18 protein-coding genes are annotated in these 20,000 nt (G+C 72.6%); 10 read left to right on the top strand and 8 right to left on the bottom strand.

Going from position 1 to position 20,000, the window contains the following annotated elements; genetic code table 11:
- Positions 1-63: 63 nt before the first annotated feature.
- Both scy and mce read right to left on the bottom strand, forming a co-directional pair.
- Entirely contained in the window at positions 64-4,611 is a 4,548-nt protein-coding gene (gene scy / locus ACFP1Z_RS14260; protein WP_390316584.1) for a polarized growth protein Scy, read from the bottom strand.
- 180 nt (positions 4,612-4,791) lie between these two features.
- Positions 4,792-5,232, bottom strand: a complete 441-nt coding sequence (gene mce, locus ACFP1Z_RS14255) for a methylmalonyl-CoA epimerase (protein WP_390316582.1) — start codon at positions 5,230-5,232, stop codon at positions 4,792-4,794.
- Positions 5,233-5,426: 194 nt separating this feature from the next.
- Here mce and ACFP1Z_RS14250 point away from each other — a divergent pair, with 194 nt between their 5' ends.
- Together ACFP1Z_RS14250 and meaB are read left to right on the top strand one after the other, a co-directional pair.
- Positions 5,427-6,608 carry an acetyl-CoA C-acetyltransferase gene (locus ACFP1Z_RS14250; protein ID WP_390316693.1) on the top strand — a complete coding sequence of 394 codons (1,182 nt, stop codon included), beginning with the start codon at positions 5,427-5,429 and terminating at the stop codon, positions 6,606-6,608.
- Between the two features lie 71 nt (positions 6,609-6,679).
- Positions 6,680-7,636, top strand: a complete 957-nt coding sequence (gene meaB / locus ACFP1Z_RS14245) for a methylmalonyl Co-A mutase-associated GTPase MeaB (protein WP_390316581.1) — start codon at positions 6,680-6,682, stop codon at positions 7,634-7,636.
- 87 nt (positions 7,637-7,723) lie between these two features.
- On the opposite strand, the gene ACFP1Z_RS14240 is transcribed toward meaB, so the two are convergent.
- The 4 genes from ACFP1Z_RS14240 to ACFP1Z_RS14225 form a co-directional block, all read right to left on the bottom strand.
- Positions 7,724-8,200 (bottom strand): MarR family winged helix-turn-helix transcriptional regulator, encoded by a 477-nt coding sequence (locus ACFP1Z_RS14240; protein ID WP_390316692.1) that lies wholly within the window; start codon positions 8,198-8,200, stop codon positions 7,724-7,726.
- A 118-nt stretch (positions 8,201-8,318) separates the two neighbouring features.
- Positions 8,319-9,125, bottom strand: coding sequence for an AIM24 family protein (locus tag ACFP1Z_RS14235; RefSeq protein WP_390316579.1), 807 nt, complete (start codon positions 9,123-9,125; stop codon positions 8,319-8,321).
- Positions 9,122-9,772 (bottom strand): AIM24 family protein, encoded by a 651-nt coding sequence (locus tag ACFP1Z_RS14230; protein WP_390316578.1) that lies wholly within the window; start codon positions 9,770-9,772, stop codon positions 9,122-9,124. The genes ACFP1Z_RS14235 and ACFP1Z_RS14230 overlap by 4 nt, the downstream gene beginning before the upstream one ends.
- Positions 9,772-10,410 (bottom strand): AIM24 family protein, encoded by a 639-nt coding sequence (locus ACFP1Z_RS14225; protein WP_390316577.1) that lies wholly within the window; start codon positions 10,408-10,410, stop codon positions 9,772-9,774. The genes ACFP1Z_RS14230 and ACFP1Z_RS14225 overlap by 1 nt, the downstream gene beginning before the upstream one ends.
- A 140-nt stretch (positions 10,411-10,550) precedes the next feature.
- Here ACFP1Z_RS14225 and ACFP1Z_RS14220 point away from each other — a divergent pair, with 140 nt between their 5' ends.
- From ACFP1Z_RS14220 to ACFP1Z_RS14205, 4 genes are all read left to right on the top strand, one after another.
- Complete coding sequence (locus ACFP1Z_RS14220; RefSeq protein WP_390316691.1) at positions 10,551-10,895, top strand: DUF3817 domain-containing protein; 345 nt, start codon at positions 10,551-10,553, stop codon at positions 10,893-10,895.
- 87 nt (positions 10,896-10,982) lie between these two features.
- On the top strand, positions 10,983-11,492 hold the full coding sequence (locus ACFP1Z_RS14215) for a MarR family winged helix-turn-helix transcriptional regulator (protein ID WP_390316576.1): 510 nt from the start codon (positions 10,983-10,985) through the stop codon (positions 11,490-11,492).
- Between the two features lie 111 nt (positions 11,493-11,603).
- Entirely contained in the window at positions 11,604-11,927 is a 324-nt protein-coding gene (locus tag ACFP1Z_RS14210) for a DUF3817 domain-containing protein (RefSeq protein WP_390316575.1), read from the top strand.
- Between the two features lie 117 nt (positions 11,928-12,044).
- Positions 12,045-13,745 carry an acyl-CoA mutase large subunit family protein gene (locus tag ACFP1Z_RS14205; protein WP_390316574.1) on the top strand — a complete coding sequence of 567 codons (1,701 nt, stop codon included), beginning with the start codon at positions 12,045-12,047 and terminating at the stop codon, positions 13,743-13,745.
- A gap of 12 nt (positions 13,746-13,757) precedes the next feature.
- Here ACFP1Z_RS14205 and ACFP1Z_RS14200 read toward each other — a convergent pair whose 3' ends face one another.
- Entirely contained in the window at positions 13,758-14,402 is a 645-nt protein-coding gene (locus ACFP1Z_RS14200; protein ID WP_390316573.1) for a TetR/AcrR family transcriptional regulator, read from the bottom strand.
- 229 nt (positions 14,403-14,631) lie between these two features.
- Here ACFP1Z_RS14200 and ACFP1Z_RS14195 point away from each other — a divergent pair, with 229 nt between their 5' ends.
- The 4 genes from ACFP1Z_RS14195 to ACFP1Z_RS14180 all read left to right on the top strand — a co-directional run bounded on the left by ACFP1Z_RS14195 (position 14,632) and on the right by ACFP1Z_RS14180 (position 18,446).
- Positions 14,632-15,594, top strand: coding sequence for a tetratricopeptide repeat protein (locus ACFP1Z_RS14195; RefSeq protein WP_390316572.1), 963 nt, complete (start codon positions 14,632-14,634; stop codon positions 15,592-15,594).
- 570 nt (positions 15,595-16,164) lie between these two features.
- The gene (locus ACFP1Z_RS14190; protein ID WP_390316571.1) at positions 16,165-16,797 is read left to right on the top strand and encodes a DUF6230 family protein; all 633 of its coding nucleotides are present in this window, start codon (positions 16,165-16,167) and stop codon (positions 16,795-16,797) included.
- Positions 16,798-16,930: 133 nt separating this feature from the next.
- Positions 16,931-17,494, top strand: a complete 564-nt coding sequence (locus ACFP1Z_RS14185) for a DUF6114 domain-containing protein (protein ID WP_390316570.1) — start codon at positions 16,931-16,933, stop codon at positions 17,492-17,494.
- Positions 17,484-18,446: a hypothetical protein gene (locus tag ACFP1Z_RS14180; protein WP_390316569.1), complete on the top strand. Its 963-nt coding sequence runs from the start codon at positions 17,484-17,486 to the stop codon at positions 18,444-18,446. The genes ACFP1Z_RS14185 and ACFP1Z_RS14180 overlap by 11 nt, the downstream gene beginning before the upstream one ends.
- A 102-nt stretch (positions 18,447-18,548) precedes the next feature.
- On the opposite strand, the gene pyk is transcribed toward ACFP1Z_RS14180, so the two are convergent.
- The gene (gene pyk / locus ACFP1Z_RS14175) at positions 18,549-19,973 is read right to left on the bottom strand and encodes a pyruvate kinase (protein ID WP_390316568.1); all 1,425 of its coding nucleotides are present in this window, start codon (positions 19,971-19,973) and stop codon (positions 18,549-18,551) included.
- Positions 19,974-20,000: the final 27 nt, after the last annotated feature.

The following is a 20,000-nucleotide window of genomic DNA, read 5'->3' as shown; positions in this document are numbered from 1 at the left end:
GCGAGCGGCGTGTCATCGAGTGATTCGCTGGCAGAACTGGAGAATGACCCCTCGTTTGAGTGGCTACTTCTGGCCCTGCTTGCCACCCGATCGAGTTGCACCCGCAACCGCCCCTGCCTTCACCCCGCTCTCCTTGGTGCCTGCCGCCCCCGGGGCTTCAAATGATTCCAACGCCTCCAACACGTCCTGGACACGGGAAATCTCGGCATTGATGTCCTCGCGGCGGCGGACCAGCACCTCCAACTCCCGCTTTCCCTCGTCGACAAGGCGCTTCGCCTCCTGCTCGCCCTCGGCACGCAGGCGCTCCGACTCCCGGACGGCGGCCGCCTTCTTCTGCTCGGCCTCCTTCAGCAGCCCCTCGGCCTTCTTCACGGCCGCGATGCGGACCTTGTTCGCCTCGCTGCCGGCGTCGGCCAGGGTCTTCTTCGCCTTCGCCTCGGCCTCCGCCAGCTGCTCGGTCGCCGCGGCCACGAGCTTGTCGCAGCGCTCGCCCGCCGACTGCATCGCCTCGGCGGCCTCCTGGCGCGCCCGGTCGTGCAGCTCCTCGACCTCGGCGTCCACCCGGGCACGCAGCTCGTCGGCGCGCTCCCTTATGGCGGTGGCGTCCCCGCGCGCCTCGGCGAGCAGGGTGTCGGCGTCCGTACGGGCCTGCTCCACCAGGGAGTTGCCCTCCGAGGCGGCCTCGGCGACGATCCGCTCGGCCTCCCGGCGGGCCACGCCCACCATCGTGTCGGCCTGCTCCTCGGCGGCCGCCGCCGTGCGCAGCGCCTCCTCCTGCGCCTTGGCGACGAGCGCGTCGGCCTGCTCGGCGGCCTCGGTGAGCCTCTTCGCCGCGCTCTCGCGCGCCTCGTCGACGGTGCGCTCGCCCGCCGCGATGGCCTCCTCGCGCAGCCTCTCGGCCTCCAGCACCGCGTCCGCCTTGATCTTCGCGGAGTCGGCGCGCGTGCTGTTGGCGTTCTCCTGCGCGGACTTCAGCGCCGTGGAGGCCTCCTCGGCCATCCGCTCCGCCTCGGCGGTCGCCTCGGCGATCAGGGAGTCGGCCTGCTCGGCGGCCTCGCTGCGGCGGGTGTGGGCGGCCTCGCGCGCCTCGTCCGTGACGCGCTGGGCCTCGGCCTCCGCCTTCGCCAGCGCCTGCTCGCCCTCGGCCCGCAGCCGCCGCGCCTCCGCGTCCGCCCCGGCCAGCGTCCGCTCGGCCTGCCCGGCGGCCTCGGACCGGTGGGCCTCGGCCTCCTCACGGGCCCGCTCCACCGCCCGGGCGGACTCGGCGGCCGTCCGCTCGCTCTCGGCCGTGGCCTCGGCGATCAGGGCGTCCGCCTGCTCGGCGGCCTCGGCCAGCTTCTTCGAGGCCGACTCCCGGGCCTGATCGACGATGCGGTCGGCGTCGTCCTGGGCCGAGGAGGTCAGCTCCCGGGCCTCGTCGACGATCCGCTGGGCCTCGGTACGGCCGTCGGCCCGCATCTTGTTCGCGTCCGCGCGGGCCTCGGCCCGGGCGCGCGCCGCGTCCTGCTCGGCGGACGCCAGCGCGTCGGAGGCGTCCGTCCGCAGCTGCTGCGCCTTGGCGCCCGCGTCCGACACCAGCCGGTCGGCCTCCGCGGTCGCCTTCGCGACCAGGGCGGCGGCCTCCTCACCGGCCTCCTCCACGGTGGTGGCGGCCTCGGCGCGCAGCCGCTCCGCCTCGGCCGTCGCCTCCGCCTTCTGCGCGGCGGCGCTCTCGCGCGCCTCGTCCAGCAGCGCCGTCGCCTCGGCGATCAGCCGCTCGGCCTCCGTCTGGGCCTCGGCCATGAGCGCGTCGGCCTGCTCGGCGGCCTCGGCCCGGCGGGCGTCGGCGGCCGCACGGGCCTCGTCGGCGGTACGGGCAGCCTCCTGCTGCGCGCTCTCCAGCAGCTCCTCGGCCTCGGCCTCCAGCCGCCGCGCCTGTTCCCGCGCCCTGGCGAGCAGTTCCTCGGCCTGCCCGGCCGCCTCCGAGCGCAGCGCGCCCGCCGCGTCGCGGGCCTCGTCCAGCACCCGGGCCGCGTCGCCCTCCACGCGCCGGCCCTCGGCGATGGCCTCCTCGATGGTGCGCTCGGCCATCTCCTTGGCGGCCTCGGCCGCCTCCTGGGCCTCCGCCCGCACCCGGGCCGCGTCCTCGCCGGCCCGCTCGCGCTCGGCGTAGGCGTCGGAGCGGACCCGGTCGGCCTCGGCCTGCGCCTCGGTCACCGTGCGCTCGGCGCTGTGCTCGGCGGCCGAGCGCAGCCCGGCGATCTCCTCCTCGGCCTGCTCGCGCAGCCCGGAGACGGAGTCCCGCACCTGCTGGGCGGTGGTCTCGGCGGCCGAGACCAGCTCGGCGGCCCGCTGCTCGGCCTCCTCGACCAGCAGCGTCGCCTCCTGCTGCGCCTCGGCGACCCGCTTGCGGGCCGCCGCCAGCAGCTCCTCGCTCTGCTCGTGGGCGGCCTCGCGCTCGGCCTGCGCCTCGTTGCGGGCGCCGCTGAGGGTCTCCTCGGCCTCCCGGCGGCGGCGCGCGGCCTCCTCCTGGGCGGCGGCCAGGGCCTCGGCGGCCTCGGTGGCGGTGCGCTCGGCGGCGGCGTTCGCCTCACTGCGGATCCGGTCGGCGCTCTCCTGCGCCTCGGCGCGCAGCCGCTCCGCCTCCGCGTCGGCCTCCTCGCGCAGCCGGGCCGCCGTCTCCTTGGCCTCGCCGCGGGCGGCCGCGGCCTCCTCGGCGGCCTCGGCGCGCAGCCGCTCGGCGTCGGCGTCGGCCTGCTCCCGCAGCGCCCGTACCCGCTCCGCGGACTCGGCGCGCTGCCGCTCGGTCTCCTCGGCGGCCTCCCGGCGCAGCTTCTCGGCCTCGGCACGGGCCTCGCGCAGCGCCTCCTCCGCCGACTCCACGCGCTGCCCGGCCTCGGCGCGCAGCCGGGACAGCTCCTCCTCGGCCTCCTCGCGCCGCGCCGCGGCGGCCCGCTCGGCCTCCTCGCGCAGCTGCCGGGCGGCCTCGGCGGCCTCGCCACGGGTGCGCTCGGAGTGCTCCTCGGCCTCCTTGGCCATCTCCTCGGCCTCGTTGCGGGCCCGCTCCAGGAGCTCCTCGGCCTGCTTGCGCAGGGCGGCGGCCCGCTCGGCCGCCTCCGCGCGGACCCGCTCGCTCTCCGCGCCGGCCCCCGAACGGGTCTCCTCGGCGTCCGCCTTCGCCTTCGCCAGCAGCTCCTCGGCGGTGCTGGCCGCCTCCTCGATCTGCTGCAGGGCCTCGCGGCGGGCCTCGCCGCGCAGCCGCTCGCCCTCGGCGACGGCGTCCGCGCGCAGCTGCTCGGCCTCGCCGCGCAGCCGGCGGGCCTCCTCCTGCAGCTCGACGGTCTTGGCCCGGTACTCCTTGGTGTCGTCCTTCGCCGCGCCCTTGAGCTGCTCGGCGGCCGCCTCGGCCTCCGCGCGCAGCCGCTCCGTCTCCGCCTCGGCCTCCGCGCGGATCCGCTCGGCCTCGACGGCGGCCGCCCTGGTCGTCGCCTTGGCGTCCTCGGACGCCTTGGCCAGCACCTCCTCGGCGCTGCGGGCGGCCTTGGCGAGGGCCGCGGCCGAATCCTCGGCGGCGGCGCTGCGGGCGGTCTCGGTGGCCTCGGCCAGCAGCCGCTCGGCCTCCGCCGCCGCGTCCGCGCGCAGCTGCTCGGCCTCCGCGCGCAGCGCCTCGGCGTCCTTGGTGGCCTCGCCCACCAGGCGGGCGATCTCGGCGCGGGCGGTGCGGGTGCGCTGCTCGTTCTCCGACTCGGCGCCCGCGACCTGGGCGTCGGCCCGCTCCTTGGCGTCGGCCAGCAGCTTCTCGGCCTCGGCGCGGGCCTCGCGCAGCGCCGTGTCGGCGGCCTGCAGCCGGGCGTCGGCGGTCCGGGTCAGCTCGGCGGCGGCGGCGCGGGCCTGCTCGGCCTCGGCGCCCGCCTCGCCGCGCAGCCGCTCGGCGTGCTCGGTGGCCTCCTGCGCCTGCGCGGAGGCGGCGGTCAGCAGGCGCTCGGCGTCGCCGCGGGCGCGGCGCAGCAGCGCCTCGGCCTCGGCGCGGGCCTCCTCGGCGGCGCCGGCCAGCCGGGTACGGGCCTCCTCGGTGACGCGCTGGGCCTCCGCGCGGGCCGCGGCCAGCGACTGCTCGGCCTCGGCGCGGGACTCGTCCAGCAGCCGGCGCGCCTGCGACTCGGTACGGGCGCGCAGCTGCTCGGCCCAGGCGACGTTCTCGTTGACGTGCGACTCGACGGTCTGCCGGCGCTCGTTGAGCTCCTCGTCCAGCCGCTGGCGGCGGGCGACGGCCTCCGCGTGCAGCTCGGCCTCCACCCGGGCCTGCCGCTCGGCCTGCTCCTGCAGCAGCCGCTGGGTCTGGGCCCGGGCCTCGCGCAGCTCCCGCTCGGCGTCGGTGCGCAACTGCTCGGCCTGGATCTGGGCGTCGCGCAGCAGCTGCTCCGCCTGGTAGCCGAGACCCGCGGAGTCGTAGGCGGGACGGTGGGCGAGTTTGCGGCGCGCCTCGTGGAGCTTGGCGCGCAACACCTCGACCTGGTAGCCGAGGTCGTCGGCGTGCTGGACCGCCTTCTCCCGCTCCTTCTTCAGCCGCTCCATCTCGGCCTCGAACTGCGAGAGGTGGTCGTCAGCCTCGTAGCGGTCGTAGCCCCGCACTGCGCGGTCCCATCCGTCCCCTGGTCGCGTTGGCGGCGGGCCCCGTCCTGCCCGGCGGCGGGATGCCGGAGCCTGCCCTTCCGAAGAAATGGTGTCAGATCATCGGTACAGCCTGGCCCGGGCCCCCACCTCGCCGGACCCCGGCCGAACCTGCACTCTACCGGCCGGGGAAGGGGTGGGTCAGTGCTCCCGCTCCGCGGGCGGCGCCGAGGTGACCAGTTCGGTGAGCACGCCGTGGCAGTCCTTGGGGTGCAGGAACGTGATGCGCGAGCCCATCGAGCCGGTGCGCGGCTCGTCGTACAGCACCCGGACGCCCTTGCCGCGCACGGCCTCCGCGTCGGCGTCGACGTCCGCGGTGCCGAAGGCGATGTGGTGGACGCCCTCGCCGTTCTTCGCGAGCCACTTGCCGACCGGGGAGTCCTGCCGGATCGGCTCCAGGAGCTGCAGATACGAGGAGCCGCCGTCGTCGGTCCCGTTGACCCGCAGCATGGCCTCGCGTACGCCCTGCTCCTCGTTGACCTCCGTGTGGCACACCTCGAAGCCGTACGTGGCACGGTAGAACTCGACAGTCCTGTCGAGGTCGAGGCAGGCGATCCCGATGTGGTCGATGCGCGTCAGCATGCCAACAGTCCACCGCCCTTCGGCGGCCGCGCGCAATGGCCCCCGACGTGCGCGCGATCACACCCACTGCCCGGTGACCGGGCACCGTACCGCTCAGTACATTGACGGGAACCACCGTTAACCCCCGAAACCTCCACTGCTCGAAGGGGCCACGCCTCATGACTGGTACGAACGGTTCTCCCCGCACCACCTCCGTGATCGTCGCGGGCGCCCGTACGCCCATGGGCAAACTCCTCGGCTCCCTGCGGACGTTCTCCGCGGCCGACCTCGGCGGTGTGGCCATCAAGGCCGCCCTGGACCGCGCGGGCATCGGCGGCGACCAGGTGCAGTACGTGATCATGGGTCAGGTGCTCCAGGCCGGCGCCGGGCAGATCCCCGCCCGCCAGGCGGCCGTCAAGGGCGGCATCCCCATGAGCGTGCCCGCGCTGACCGTCAACAAGGTCTGTCTGTCGGGGCTCGACGCCATCGCGCTGGCCGACCAGCTCATCCGCGCGGGCGAGTTCGAGATCGTGGTGGCCGGCGGCATGGAGTCCATGACCAACGCCCCGCACCTGCTGCCCAAGTCCCGCGAGGGCTACAAGTACGGTGCGATCGAGGTGCTCGACTCGATGGAGCACGACGGGCTCACCGACTCCTTCGAGCACATCGCCATGGGCGAGTCCACCGAGCGGCACAACACCCGTCTGGGGATCGGCCGCCGCGAGCAGGACGAGGCCGGCGCCCGCTCCCACCAACGGGCCGCCGCCGCACAGAAGAACGGCATCTTCGACGCGGAGATCACCCCCGTGGAGATCCCGCAGCGCAAGGGCGACCCGGTGCTCTTCCGGCAGGACGAGGGCGTGCGCGCCGACACGACCGCCGAGGTGCTGGGCAGGCTGCGCCCGTCCTTCGCCAAGGACGGCACCATCACCGCCGGCACCTCCTCGCAGATCTCCGACGGCGCGGCCGCCGTCGTCGTGATGAGCAAGGCCAGGGCACGGGAGCTGGGCCTGGCGTGGATCGCGGAGATCGGCGCCCACGGCAATGTCGCCGGCCCCGACAACTCCCTGCACTCGCAGCCCTCCAACGCCATCGACGACGCCCTGCGCAAGGAGGGGCTGACCGTCGGGGACCTCGATCTCATCGAGATCAACGAGGCGTTCGCCGCCGTCCTCGTGCAGTCAATCAAGGACCTCGGGGTCTCCCCGGAAAAGGTGAACGTCAACGGCGGTGCCATCGCGCTCGGCCACCCCATCGGCATGTCCGGCGCCCGGACCGTGCTGCACCTCGCGCTGGAGCTCAAGCGGCGCGGCGGCGGCGTGGGCGCCGCCGCGCTGTGCGGGGGCGGCGGCCAGGGCGACGCCCTGATCCTCAAGGTCCCCGCCAACGGCAACTGACCGCGCCCGTGGACGCCCCTGGCCTGGGGGGCTGTCCTTTCCGCGGAGCGCCTAGCAGATTCGGAGCAGACATGGTGGACGTCCCCGCACTGGTCGAGCAGGCACGGGAGGGCCGGCCGCGGGCCGTGGCCCGGCTGATCTCGCTGGTGGAGGGGGCGTCCCCGCAACTGCGCGACGTCATGGCGGCGCTGGCCCCGCTGACCGGCGGCGCCTATGTCGTCGGGCTCACCGGATCGCCGGGCGTGGGCAAGTCCACCTCGACCTCCGCGCTGGTGACCGCCTACCGGCGGGCCGGCAAGCGGGTCGGGGTGCTGGCCGTCGACCCCTCCTCGCCGTTCTCCGGCGGCGCGCTGCTGGGGGACCGGGTGCGGATGGCCGAGCACGCCTCCGACCCCGGCGTCTACATCCGCTCGATGGCCACCCGCGGCCACCTCGGCGGGCTGGCCTGGGCGGCGCCGCAGGCGATCCGGGTGCTGGACGCGGCGGGCTGCGACGTGGTGCTCGTGGAGACCGTGGGCGTGGGCCAGTCCGAGGTGGAGATCGCCGCGCAGGCCGACACCACCGTGGTGCTGCTCGCGCCCGGCATGGGCGACGGCATCCAGGCCGCGAAGGCCGGGATCCTGGAGATCGGTGACGTCTACGTCGTCAACAAGGCCGACCGGGAGGGCGCCGACGCCACGGCCCGCGAGCTGAACCACATGCTCGGCCTGGGCGAGGCCCGCGGCCCCGGCGACTGGCGGCCGCCCATCGTCAAGACCGTGGCCGCGCGCGGCGAGGGCACCGAGGAGCTCGTCGCGGCGCTGGAGAAGCACCGCGCGTGGACGGAGGAGCGCGGCGTGCTCGACGGGCGCCGCCGGGCCCGTGCCGCGCACGAGGTCGAGACCATCGCGGTCACGGCCCTGCGCGAGCGGATCGGCGACCTGCACGGCGACCGCCGGCTGGGCGCGCTCGCGGAGCGCATCGTGGCGGGCGAGCTGGACCCGTACGCGGCGGCGGACGAACTGGTGGCGGGGCTGACGGGCAACTGACGGCCGGGCGTACGGGCCGTACGGCGCCCCGCGCCGTACGCGGTCCGGGCGGGCCCGCCGGTCCGGCGCGGGCCCGCCCGCACCGCGTCAGTACTTGCCGCGCGTCGCGCGCAGATGACCCGCCACCGGCAGCAACGAGTCGTACAGCGCCTTGAGTTGGTCCTCGCCCAGCAGGTCGATGAAGTGCTCGCGCACCGAGGCGACGTGGTGCGGGGCCACCTCCCGCATGGTCTGCCAGCCGTGCTCGGTCAGCACGGCGTACAGCCCGCGCCGGTCGGACTCGCAGTTCTCGCGGCGCACCAGACCCGCGTTCTCCATGCGCGTGATCTGGTGGGAGAGCCGGCTCTTGGACTGCAGGGTGGCGGCCGCGAGGTCGCTCATCCGCATCCGGTGGTCCTCGGACTCCGAGAGGTTGACCAGGATCTCGTAGTCGTTGTTGGTGAGGCCGAAGGGCTGCAGGTCGCGTTCGAGCTGGTGCATCAGCAGCCGGCTGACGTCCAGGTGGGTGCGCCAGGTGCGCTGTTCCTCTTCGCTGAGCCAGCGCGTGCCGTTCTCGGTGTCCATAGACATAGAGGAATTCTACCTAAGGAAGTTGAAATATTAACCAGTAAGGGCTCGGCAGGGGCGGAAATTCCACAGGAGAGAGGTCACACGTTCGACATCACATTCCGCAGAGTACCGCTCACAGGCCGAAGCGGCGCTGGAGGTCCCCCAGCTGACCCGGCAGCCGAGGCGTTCCGGAGTCGGAACCCCGCGCGGGGCCGCCGTGCTGCGGCACCCCCTCCTCCTCGGGCGGCCGCCCCACGGCCCGTTCCGCCATCAGCTGCTCCGAGGACTGCAGCAGCACCGTCCCCGCGCCGACGAACTCGAACTGGTGCTCCTCGCCCGAGGTGCCGCCGAAGCCCGTCAGCCCCCGCAGCCCGCCCAGCACACCGCGCAGATACCCGTGGTCGTAGTGGTGGTTCGGCGTCGGGCAGTCCGCCCAGCCCACCAGCGCCTGCGGATCCACCCGGATCGGCGGCTCCGCGAAGACCACCGGACCATTGGACGCGGCCACGAACTTCCCCGTCCCGATCAGCGTCACGAACCCCGGCACGATCGACTGCTTCAGCGCCAACGACGGTGTGAACGCCAGCAAGTTGCCCGAACGCACCGTCAGATTGCCCTCGGTCAGGTCGTAGGAGTTCACCTCGAACGCCCGGTCCGACAGCAGCATCCGCCCCCGGCCCTCGGCCACCACCCAGTCCGCCGCGTGCAACGGCGAGTGAAAACTGGCCTGAATCACACGGTCCAGCGGTCCGTGCCCGATGCCGTGGAAATCGATCCGCCCGTAATAGGCGATCATCTTGCCCTTCTGCAGGAACCACCGGCCGTCCAACTCCACGCTGAACACATAGGGGTTGACATTGTCGTCCACCGGCAGCGTGTGCGCGTCGTACACCTGCGGCCCGCCGGCCGCACCCCACTGCGCGCCGTTCGCGGCGTTCAAAGCTTCTCCTCCGAGGCCTGTACGTACACCGTGCCCTGACCCGACAGCTCCAGCTGGAACGCCTCGCCCGAGCCCCGCCCCACCAGCTCCCGCCAGCCGATCGCCGTCGACAGCCGGTTGCGCACCTCGCCCCGGTGCGCCACATACGCCTGCGGATCCACGTGCACCGGCCGCTGAGGTGTGATCGGCAGCTCGATGAATCCGCCGTGCGCCATCACCGCCACATCCCCGTGCCCCTCCAGGCTCGTGGTGAACAGCCCCTGCCCGGTGACCTGACCGCGCACCATGCCCATCACGCCGCCCTGCGACCCCAGGAACACCGTCCCCTGCCGCAGCGTCCCGTCGAAGGCCAGCAGCCGGTCCGACTCCACGTACAGGGTCTCGCCGTGCAGCGTGATCACCTGGACGTGATGGCCGCCGTGGCCGAACATCACCGTCCCGTTCCCCTCCACCGTCATCAGCGGAGTCGCCTCGTTCGCGACCCGGCGGCCGATCATCCCCATGACCCCGCCCTGCCCGCCCGTGATGCTCGGGGTGAACGACACCTCGCCCCGGCAGGCCAGCATCGCCCCGCGCTGGCTGAACATCCGCTGCCCGGGCAGCACTTGCGCCTCCGCCATCCGCGAGTTCAGCGACCGGATCGGCATCACAGATCACCCCCGAACGTCTCCCGCTCACTGGGCTGCACATACACCAGGCCCTCGCCCTCGAAGCGGATCTGGAACGCCTCCCCGGACCCCTCGCCCACGAACGTGCGGAAGTTCACGCCCGACTGGAAGTGCTGCCGCAGCCGGCCCGTGTGCGCTATGTACGCGCCGGGGTCCACCTGGAGCGGCGTCTCCGCCGTCACCCGCAGCACCACCGCCGTGCCCTCCGACAGGATCGCCGCCTGTCCCGTGCCCTCGACGGTCGTGGTGAAGAAACCGTTGCCCTGCGAGGCGCCGCGCAGCCCCGTGAACGTCGTGCCCGTCCGCAGCGCCGCGTCCGTGCACAGCAGATTGCCCGCCTCCACGTACAGCGTCCCGCCGTGCAGCGACACCAGGTTGATCTCGCTCGCCCTGTCCGCGAAGTAGCAGGTGCCGCTGCCCCTGACCTCCATGACCTCCATCTGTTCGCCGGTGAGGCGGCGGGTGACCACGCCCCGCAGCCCGTCACCGCCACCGGTGCGCTTCTTGAACGTCATCTCGCCCTCGTACGCGACCATCGAGCCGTTCTTGGCCTTGACCGCGTCTCCCGCCAGGTCGACGGCGAGGACCCTGCTCCCCTGGAGCCGAAACTGTGCCACGCCCCCCGACGCTAGCGGGCGGGCCGCGGACCCGGAAGCGGTGATCGAACGCGGTACTGCGACAATGGAGCAGCTTGTGAATACCCTCACAAGCTGTAGTCGTTCCGCCACTGCTCACCGAAGGAAGGTGCGTGCCCTCCGTGGACATCAAGACCGCCTCCGCCCTGCGCCGGCTCCGCCTGGTCTCCGCCCCGGAGGCCATCTCGTTCCTGGTCCTGCTGGTGTGCTCGATCCTCAAGCGCACGACCGACTTCGACGCCGTCCCGGTCATGGGCGCCGTCCACGGTGTGCTCTTCGTCCTCTACGTCCTGTTCTGGCTCGACGCCTGGAACAAGACCAAGTGGCCGCTGAAGACCGCCGCCCTCTACTTCGTCCTGTCCGTCCTGCCCACCGGCGGCTTCTTCGCCGAGCGCAGGCTGTGCCGGGAGGCCGAGGCGAGCGTCATCGCGGCCCGCGCGCGCAAGGAGGGCGTGGTCAACGCGTAGCCGACGCCCCGGGGGAGCGGGCGGTTCGCGGATCCCGACATCCGAGACGGCGGGAACGGGGCCACGGCCGCCCGCTAGGCTCGTGCCGTGTCCAAGCCGCTCAGCCTCTCCTTCGATCCCATCGCCCGCGCCGACGAGTTGTGGAAGCAGCGCTGGGGCTCGGTGCCCTCGATGGCCGCGATCACCTCGGTCATGCGCGCCCAGCAGATCCTGCTCGGGCAGGTCGACGCGGTCGTCAAGCCGTACGGGCTGACCTTCGCCCGCTACGAGGCGCTGGTGCTGCTGACCTTCAGCAAGGCGGGGGAGCTGCCGATGTCGAAGATCGGCGAGCGTCTGATGGTGCACCCGACGTCGGTGACGAACACCGTCGACCGTCTGGTGCGGGCCGGTCTCGTCGCCAAGCGCCCCAACCCCGACGACGGCCGCGGCACGCTCGCCTCGATCACGGACAAGGGGCGCGAGGTCGTGGAGGCCGCGACGCGGGATCTGATGGCGATGGACTTCGGGCTGGGCGTGTACGACGCGGAGGAGTGCGCGCGGATCTTCGAACTGCTGCGGCCGCTGCGGGTGGCGGCGGGGGATTTCGCGGACGAGTAGCGCGTGTCCGCGGGGGCGGCGAAGATCGCCCCGGATCGGGCGGTTACGCTCGGGCGAGGCCGGTCTTCCGCGAGAGGCCGCGCAACGGACCGCAAGACGAGGAACCCCACCATGAAACGATCTGTGCTGACCCGCTATCGCGTGATGGCATACATCACCGGTGCGCTGCTGATCCTCCTGACGCTCGGCATGATCGCCAAGTACGGGCTGGACATGGACATCGCCGGGGCGGTCCGGATCGTGGCGATCGCGCACGGCTGGCTCTTTGTCGTGTACTTGGTTTTCGCCTTCGACATGGCCTCCAAGGCCAAGTGGTCGTTCGGCCGCCTGGTGTGGACCCTGGTCGCCGGCACGATCCCGCTGGCGGCGTTTTTCGTCGAGCGCCGGGCCACCCGCGACCTCGAACCCCTCGTCGCCGCCGAAGTTCCCGCCTGACCTGCGCGTCCTTCCCGGACGGCCCCGCACAGCCCCGAATGCCCTTGTGTTCGGGGCTTTCGTGCGCGACGATTTAGTAGGACGTCCTAGTAAATCTGGTGGAGGCGGGGCAGCAGCATGGACGCAGAGTCGATCGAGGCGGGGCGCGCCCGCTGGCAGGCGCGCTACGACGCGGCCCGCAAGCGGGAGGCCGACTTCAGTACGCTCTCGGGTGATCCGGTGGAGCCGGTGTACGGGCCGCGCCCGGGCGATGTGTACGAGGGCTTCGAGCGGATCGGCTGGCCCGGTGAGTACCCGTTCACGCGCGGCCTGCACCCTACCGGCTACCGGGGCCGCGCCTGGACCATCCGGCAGTTCGCCGGTTTCGGCAACGCCGAGCAGACCAACGAGCGGTACAAGATGATCCTGGCCGCCGGGGGCGGCGGCCTGTCCGTCGCCTTCGACATGCCCACCCTCATGGGCCGCGACTCCGACGACCCGCGCTCGCTCGGCGAGGTCGGCCACTGCGGCGTCGCGATCGACTCGGCGGCGGACATGGAGGTCCTCTTCCGGGACATCCCCCTGGGCGACGTGACGACGTCGATGACCATCAGCGGGCCCGCCGTCCCCGTCTTCTGCATGTATCTGGTCGCCGCCGAGCGGCAGGGTGTCGACCCGGGCGTCCTCAACGGCACGCTGCAGACCGACATATTCAAGGAGTACATCGCGCAGAAGGAGTGGCTCTTCCCGCCGGAGCCGCATCTGCGCCTGATCGGCGACCTGATGGAGCACTGCGCGAGCGCCATCCCCGCCTACAAGCCGCTGTCGGTCTCCGGCTACCACATCCGTGAGGCGGGCGCGACGGCCGCGCAGGAGCTCGCGTACACCCTCGCCGACGGCTTCGGGTACGTCGAGCTCGGCCTGTCGCGGGGGCTGGACGTCGACACCTTCGCGCCCGGTCTGTCCTTCTTCTTCGACGCGCACGTCGACTTCTTCGAGGAGATCGCCAAGTTCCGCGCGGCCCGCCGGATTTGGGCGCGCTGGATGAAGGAGGTCTACGGCGCGAAGAGCGACAAGGCGCAGTGGCTGCGCTTCCACACCCAGACCGCCGGTGTCTCGCTGACGGCGCAGCAGCCGTACAACAACGTGGTCCGTACGGCCGTGGAGGCGCTGGCCGCCGTCCTGGGCGGCACCAACTCGCTGCACACCAACGCCCTCGACGAGACCCTGGCGCTGCCCAGCGAGCAGGCCGCGGAGATCGCGCTGCGCACGCAGCAGGTGCTCATGGAGGAGACCGGCGTCGCCAACGTCGCGGACCCGCTGGGCGGTTCGTGGTACGTCGAGCAGCTCACCGACCGCATCGAGGCCGACGCGGAGCGGATCTTCGAGCGGATCAAGGAGCGCGGACTGCTGGCCCACCCCGACGGGCAGCACCCCGTCGGTCCGATGACCTCCGGCATCCTGCGGGGCATCGAGGACGGCTGGTTCACCGGGGAGATCGCCGAGAGCGCCTTCCGCTACCAGCAGGCCCTGGAGAAGGGCGACAAGCGCGTCGTGGGCGTCAACTGCCACGAGGGCTCGGTCACCGGCGACCTGGAGATCCTGCGGGTGAGCCACGAGGTCGAGCGCGAGCAGGTCCGCGTCCTGGGCGGGCGCAGGGCGGCCCGCGACGACGCGAAGGTGCGCGCCTCCCTGACGGCGATGATCGCCGCGGCCCACGACGGCTCCAACATGATCGCTCCGATGCTGGAGGCGGTCCGCGCGGAGGCCACCCTCGGCGAGATCTGCGACGCCCTGCGCGAGGAGTGGGGGGTGTACACGGAGCCGGCGGGGTTCTAGCAGTCTCCGTGGTCAGTCGCCCGTCGCCGCCGTCAGTCCCCCCAGCAGCAGCGCCGCGAAGCGCCGGGCCCAGTCGGTGTCGACGGGTTCGGCGCTGACGAGGGTGCGGTGGACGACCGCGCCGGCGACGACGTCGAAGATCAGGTCCGCGGTGCGGGCGGAGGCCACCGGGTCGGTGTCGCGGGGGAGTTCGCCCCGGGCCTGGGCGCGCTCGCGGCCCAGGAGCACCAGGCGTTTCTGCCGGTCGACGATCGCGGTGCGGATGCGTTCGCGCAGGGCGTCGTCGCGGGTGGACTCGGCCACGACGGCCATGAGCGCGGTCTTGGTCTCGGGGCGGTCCAGCAGGGCCGCGAACTGCCGTACCACGCCCTCGATATCGGCCTGGAGGCTGCCGAGGTCGGGCAGGTCGAGCCGCTCGTCGAAGAGGGCGGCCACGGCGTCGACGACGAGGGCGCTCTTGCCGGGCCAGCGGCGGTAGAGGGTGGTCTTCGCGACCCCGGCCCGCGCCGCGACATCGCCCAGGGTCAGCCCGGGCCAGCCGAGTTCGACGAGTGCCTCGCGCGTCGCGGCGAGGATGGCGCGGTCGGCCTCGGCGCTGCGCGGCCGGCCCGTACGGGCGCTGCCGCCCTGGCGGGAGGAGGGGGCGGCGGAGGTCATGCGCGTACCTTACCGCCGAGTAGTTCCGGGTGTATGAGCCAGATCACGTAAAAGCTTCGCGGACGGTCTTCGGCGCGGCCCGCCTTCCAGTTACGCTACGGGTCGTAGCGAAACAGCGAGCGACAACCACAGGCGCCAGGTGGGGACCCGGTGCCGCGCGTGAACGCTGAGAGCTGAACCGTACGGCGCGCTTTCCCGATCGCCGCGTGGAGGGGGGAGGATAGGGACCATGCAGCCACGGAACATGTCCATGAGTGGAGTGGTCGACCTCGCCGCGGTGAAGGCGGCCGGGGAAGCCAAGCAGAAGGCGGAGCAGGCGCGCGCCGAGGCCGCCCGCCAGGGCGTGCAGGCCCCCGCCGGCCCGCTCGTCTTCGACGTCGACGAGGCGGGCTTCCAGCAGGAAGTGCTGCAGCGCTCCACCGAGGTCCCGGTCGTCATCGACTTCTGGGCCGACTGGTGCGAGCCGTGCAAGCAGCTGGGCCCGCTGCTGGAGCGGCTGGCGCGGGAGTACGCCGGCAGGTTCGTCCTCGCCAAGGTCGACGTCGAGGCCAATCAGCTGCTCTTCCAGCAGTTCGGCGTGCAGTCCATCCCGGCGGTCTTCGCGGTGGTGGGCGGGCAGTTGCTGCCGCTGTTCCAGGGCGCGGCGCCCGAGGAGCAGATCCGCCAGGTGCTGGACCAGCTGGTCATGGTCGCCGAGAAGCAGTTCGGGATCGTGGGCGCGCCCGTCGAGCCCGGCGAGGAGGGCGCCCCGGCCCCGCAGGCCGCCCCGCCCGGCCCCTACGACGCCGCGCTGAACGCCGCGGCGGAGGCCCTGGACCGCGGGGACCTCGGCGGTGCCGTCCAGGCGTACAAGAACGTGCTCTCCGACGACCCGGGCCACCCCGAGGCCAAGGCGGGCCTCGCGCAGGCCGAACTCCTGCGCCGCGTCCAGGGGATGGACGCGCAGGCGGTCCGCAAGGCCGCCGCCGACGCCCCGGCGGACGTCCAGGCGCAGATCGCGGCCGCCGATCTCGATCTGGTCGGCGGGCACGTCGAGGACGCCTTCGGGCGGCTGCTCGACACCGTCCGGCGGACGGCCGGCGAGGACCGGGACGCGGCCCGGGTACGGCTGCTGGAGCTCTTCGAGGTGATCGGGGCGGAGGACCCGAGAGTGACGGCCGCGCGCACGGCGCTGTCGCGGGCACTGTTCTGACGCGACCGCGACCCGACACGGATCGGCCATTTTGCCAAAGCTTGGCAATCCTTGGCATCCGTCACTGCGGGTAAGAAAAACCCGGGCGTTCGCCCGGGTTTTTTCGTATACCTCCACGTTCTGACGGGCACGCTGCGCCAAGCTCTCCGGGGCGCTCGATGCGCACCGTACGCCCCGTGGTTATCGGCTCGTTACTCGCAAGTAATCAACCTCTTGTGCCCCGGCCCCGAATGGACCACGATCGGCCGGGCTCGGTCCATTTCCGCACCCGGCAGCCGGCCGGGCGTGGCCGATGGGTCCCCACCGGGCAGGCGGGCGTGGGCAGTTGACGTCCGCCTCACGGGACAGGGGCGTTCCCTCCGCGCGCGGCGGGACCCGCCGACGTCCCGCGGCCCACGCGCAGGCGTGGCCAGTGGTTGTCGCTCGGGGGTGGTCGCCGTCGTACCGGGTGCCGTGGGCGCCCGCGCACGCCGCGGCGCCCTTCCTCCCGAGGACGTTGCACGTCTCCCATCCCGGGCACGGGTCCCCGATTTCCGTGCCGGGGATGCACGTCCGAGAAGGAGGCAAGTCATGGAGTCGCAGACTCGCGGCGGGACCAGATGGCGCCGGTTCGCCGTCGTCATGGTGCCCAGCCTGGCGGCGACGGCCGCCATCGGGGTCGCGATCGCGCAGGGCGCGCTGGCGGCGTCGTTCAGTGTGTCGGGACAGCAGTTCCAGGTGACGGCGAAGACCCTGCACGGCGAGGGGTTCGTCCAGTACGGGGCGACCGACGAGACCAAGGCGGGCGTCAAGCCGGTCGCCGTGGTCGGCATCAACGAGGCGAGGATCACCAAGCTCTGCCAGGCGGTCAACATCCCCACGCCGCTGGGCGACGTGGGGCTGAAGCTGATGGCGGGCGACGGCGGCCAGCAGGTCCAGGCGTCCAAGATCTACATCGACGCCGACGACATGAAGGCCAACGCCACGTTCCACAACGTCGACATCGGGGTCTCGGTGGACAACACCACCAAGGGGCCCGGACCGGCGCCCAAGGACGGGCACAAGGGGGAGTGGGTGCCGGGCTCCTTCGCGCAGCAGGCCCAGAGCGTCGACTTCACGGACGTCGACCAGCGGGCCTGGGCGACCTCGGCCGGCACGTTCACCCTCCCCGGACTGCATCTGGGCGTCGGCCTCGGCAAGCAGGTCTGCAACCCCGCCGGCTGACGCCCCGGACGGTCGGGTACGGGACGGCACAGCTGGGCTCCCGTGCCCGTACCGGGCCGGCGCACGCCCCGCAGGGGGGACCACCCGACCCACCCGTACCACCGAACTCGCCAGTCCCGAGGAGCTGTTCACCATGAGCGACGCCGACGCGCGACCCCGGCAGGCGGACTCCTTCGGCCGCGCGCGCCGTGCCTTTCGGCAGTGGCGCGGGCGACGCCCCTTCTGGGGCGGGCTGTGGACCCTGCTGGCGGGCATCCCGATCATGTACATCCCCTACCAGACCGTGACGTTGGGAGATCTGCACATCCGGCTGGCCACCACGGCCGGCGCCGGTTCGCTGATCATCGGCGTGCTGCTGGTCGTCCTCGGACTGACGCTCTGGTTCCAGCCGCAGTCCCGGGTCTTCGCGGGGGTCGCGGCCATCCTGCTCGCGCTGGTGTCCCTGGTCGTCTCGAACTTCGGCGCCTTCTTCATCGGCTTCCTGCTGGCCCTGATCGGCGGCGCGCTCGGGGTCTCCTGGGCGCCCGGCGGGCCGCGCGCCGAGGCCGGGCCGAAGCATGCCGGTCCGCCCGGCGGACCGGACGAACCGGTCGTTCCGGCCGCCGAGTTGTTCGACCGGGACGAGCGCGACGGTGTGCGGGAGCAGTCCGGGCCGTCGCTGGAGAAGGAGACGAACGGGAGGCATCGTGCCGACTGACGAGGCACGTCCCGCACACGACGAGCGCCCCGCCACGGGGCACGGTTCCGGTGAGCGCGTACGGCCCGGCCCGCGGCACGCCGCGCCGCGCAAGCCGCTGCTGGACCGGCTGCACATGCCGGCCGGCAAGGCGGTCGCGCTCGCCGCGATGCCGACGGCGGTGCTCATGGGCATGGGCTTCACCCCCCAACTGGCGCTCGCCAAGCCGGTTCCGGCGAATCCTTTCCGCGGCGCGTCGTGCGCGCCGGCTCCGGAGACGGCGGCGAGTACGGGCACAGCCCGGACGGGCGCGCGTACGGGCGTAGGCCCGCACCCCGACGCGAGTCCGCGCCCCGCCGCGACGCCGAGCGCCTCCGCGGCCCGTACGACGCCCTCCGCCCCGCAGGCCACTCCGTCCCCCGCAGCCCCCGCGCCCTCCTCCGCCCCCAGCGTTCCCGCGCACCCGGGGGAGGAGGACAAGCCCGCGTACCCCTGCCCCGTCCCCGACCCCAGGGCGCTCGCCGCAGCGCAGCCCGACGACAGTCACGTCCTGCCCGACAATCCCTGGTACCTGGAGGCCAGCGTCCTGACGCTGAACGGGCTGGACTACGAGGGGATCAAGAAGGTCCGTACCGCGAGCGGGCAGGAGAAGCCGGTCCTGAAGTTCACCGCGACCGCGCTGGACATCAAGGACATGCACCAGATCGTCAACAGCCGGGGCAAGGAGTACCACATCACCGGCAACGGTCCGACGCCCACCCTGCGGGGCGGCAAAGTCACCCTGTATACCGAGGAGTTGAAGGGGAATCTCTTCGGTGTCATCCCCGTCTCCTTCAGCCCGTCGAGCCCGCCCCCGCTGACCCTGCCGTTTCTGGTCTTCACCGACGTGAAGATCCGTCAGGCGGGCCAGTACGGCGGCACGCTCACCGTTCCCCGGCTCCACCTCTACCTCACCGACGGCACGTATCCGTGACGTGCCCGCCCCCGGTCCGGGAGCCGCCGGAAAAGGCCGTGGCCGTCACCCCCGTGAAGGGGATGACGGCCACGGCCGTACGTACCGGACGGGACGGGAGGGTCAGCGGCCCTCGCCCAGGTGGTGGACGCGCACCATGTTGGTGGTGCCCGGGACACCGGGCGGCGAGCCGGCGGTGATGACCATGGTGTCGCCCGCGTTGTAGCGCTTGAGCTTGAGCAGCTCGGCGTCGACCAGGTCGACCATCGCGTCGGTGTTGTCCACGTGCGGCACGACGAAGGTCTCCACGCCCCAGCTCAGCGCCAGCTGATTGCGGGTGCCCTCGTCCGTGGTGAAGGCCAGGATCGGCTGGGCCGTGCGGTAGCGGGACAGCCGGCGGGCCGTGTCACCGGACTTGGTGAAGGCCACCAGCGCCTTGCCGCCCAGGAAGTCTGCGATCTCGCAGGCCGCGCGGGCCACCGAACCGCCCTGCGTACGCGGCTTCTTGCCCGGCACCAGCGGCTGCAGGCCCTTGGAGAGCAGCTCCTCCTCGGCCGCCTTGACGATCTTCGACATGGTCTTGACCGTCTCGATCGGATAGGCGCCCACGCTCGACTCGGCGGAGAGCATGACCGCGTCGGCGCCGTCGAGGATGGCGTTGGCGACGTCGGACGCCTCGGCGCGCGTCGGACGGGAGTTGGTGATCATCGACTCCATCATCTGGGTCGCGACGATCACCGGCTTGGCGTTGCGGCGGCACATCTCGATGAGCCGCTTCTGCACCATCGGGACCTTCTCCAGCGGGTACTCCACCGCCAGGTCGCCACGGGCCACCATCACACCGTCGAACGCCATCACGACGTCCTGCATGTTGGCGACGGCCTGCGGCTTCTCGACCTTGGCGATGACCGGCACCCGGCGGCCCACCTCGTCCATGACGCGGTGCACGTCCAGGACGTCCTTCGCGTCGCGGACGAAGGACAGCGCGACCATGTCGCAGCCCATCGCGAGCGCGAACTTCAGGTCCTCGACGTCCTTCTCGGACAGCGCCGGGACGTTGACCGCCGCACCGGGCAGGTTGATGCCCTTGTGGTCGGAGATGACACCGCCCTCGATGACGATCGTCTTCACCCGCGGGCCCTCGATCTCGGTGACCCGCAGCTCGACGTTGCCGTCGTTGATGAGGACCTGGTCGCCCTTGGCGACATCGCCGGGCAGACCCTTGTAGGTCGTACCGCAGATGGTCTTGTCGCCGGGGACGTCCTCCGTGGTGATGGTGAACTCGTCACCGCGCACCAGCTCCACCGGGCCGTCCGCGAAGGTCTCCAGACGGATCTTCGGGCCCTGCAGGTCGGCGAGGACGCCGACCGCGCGGCCGGTCTCCTCGGCGGCCTTGCGGAGGCGGTGGTACCGCTCCTCGTGCTCCGCGTGGGACCCGTGGCTCATGTTGAAACGGGCCACGTTCATGCCGGCCTCGATCAGCGTCTTCAGCTGCTCGAAGGAGTCGACGGCGGGGCCCAGGGTGCAGACGATTTTGGAACGGCGCATGGGGCAGATCCTATCGGTTTGTTTCGG

This window comes from Streptomyces gamaensis (assembly GCF_042656465.1).
GTDB lineage: Bacteria > Actinomycetota > Actinomycetes > Streptomycetales > Streptomycetaceae > Streptomyces > Streptomyces gamaensis.
This window is presented reverse-complemented; position numbering and strand designations above follow the sequence as displayed.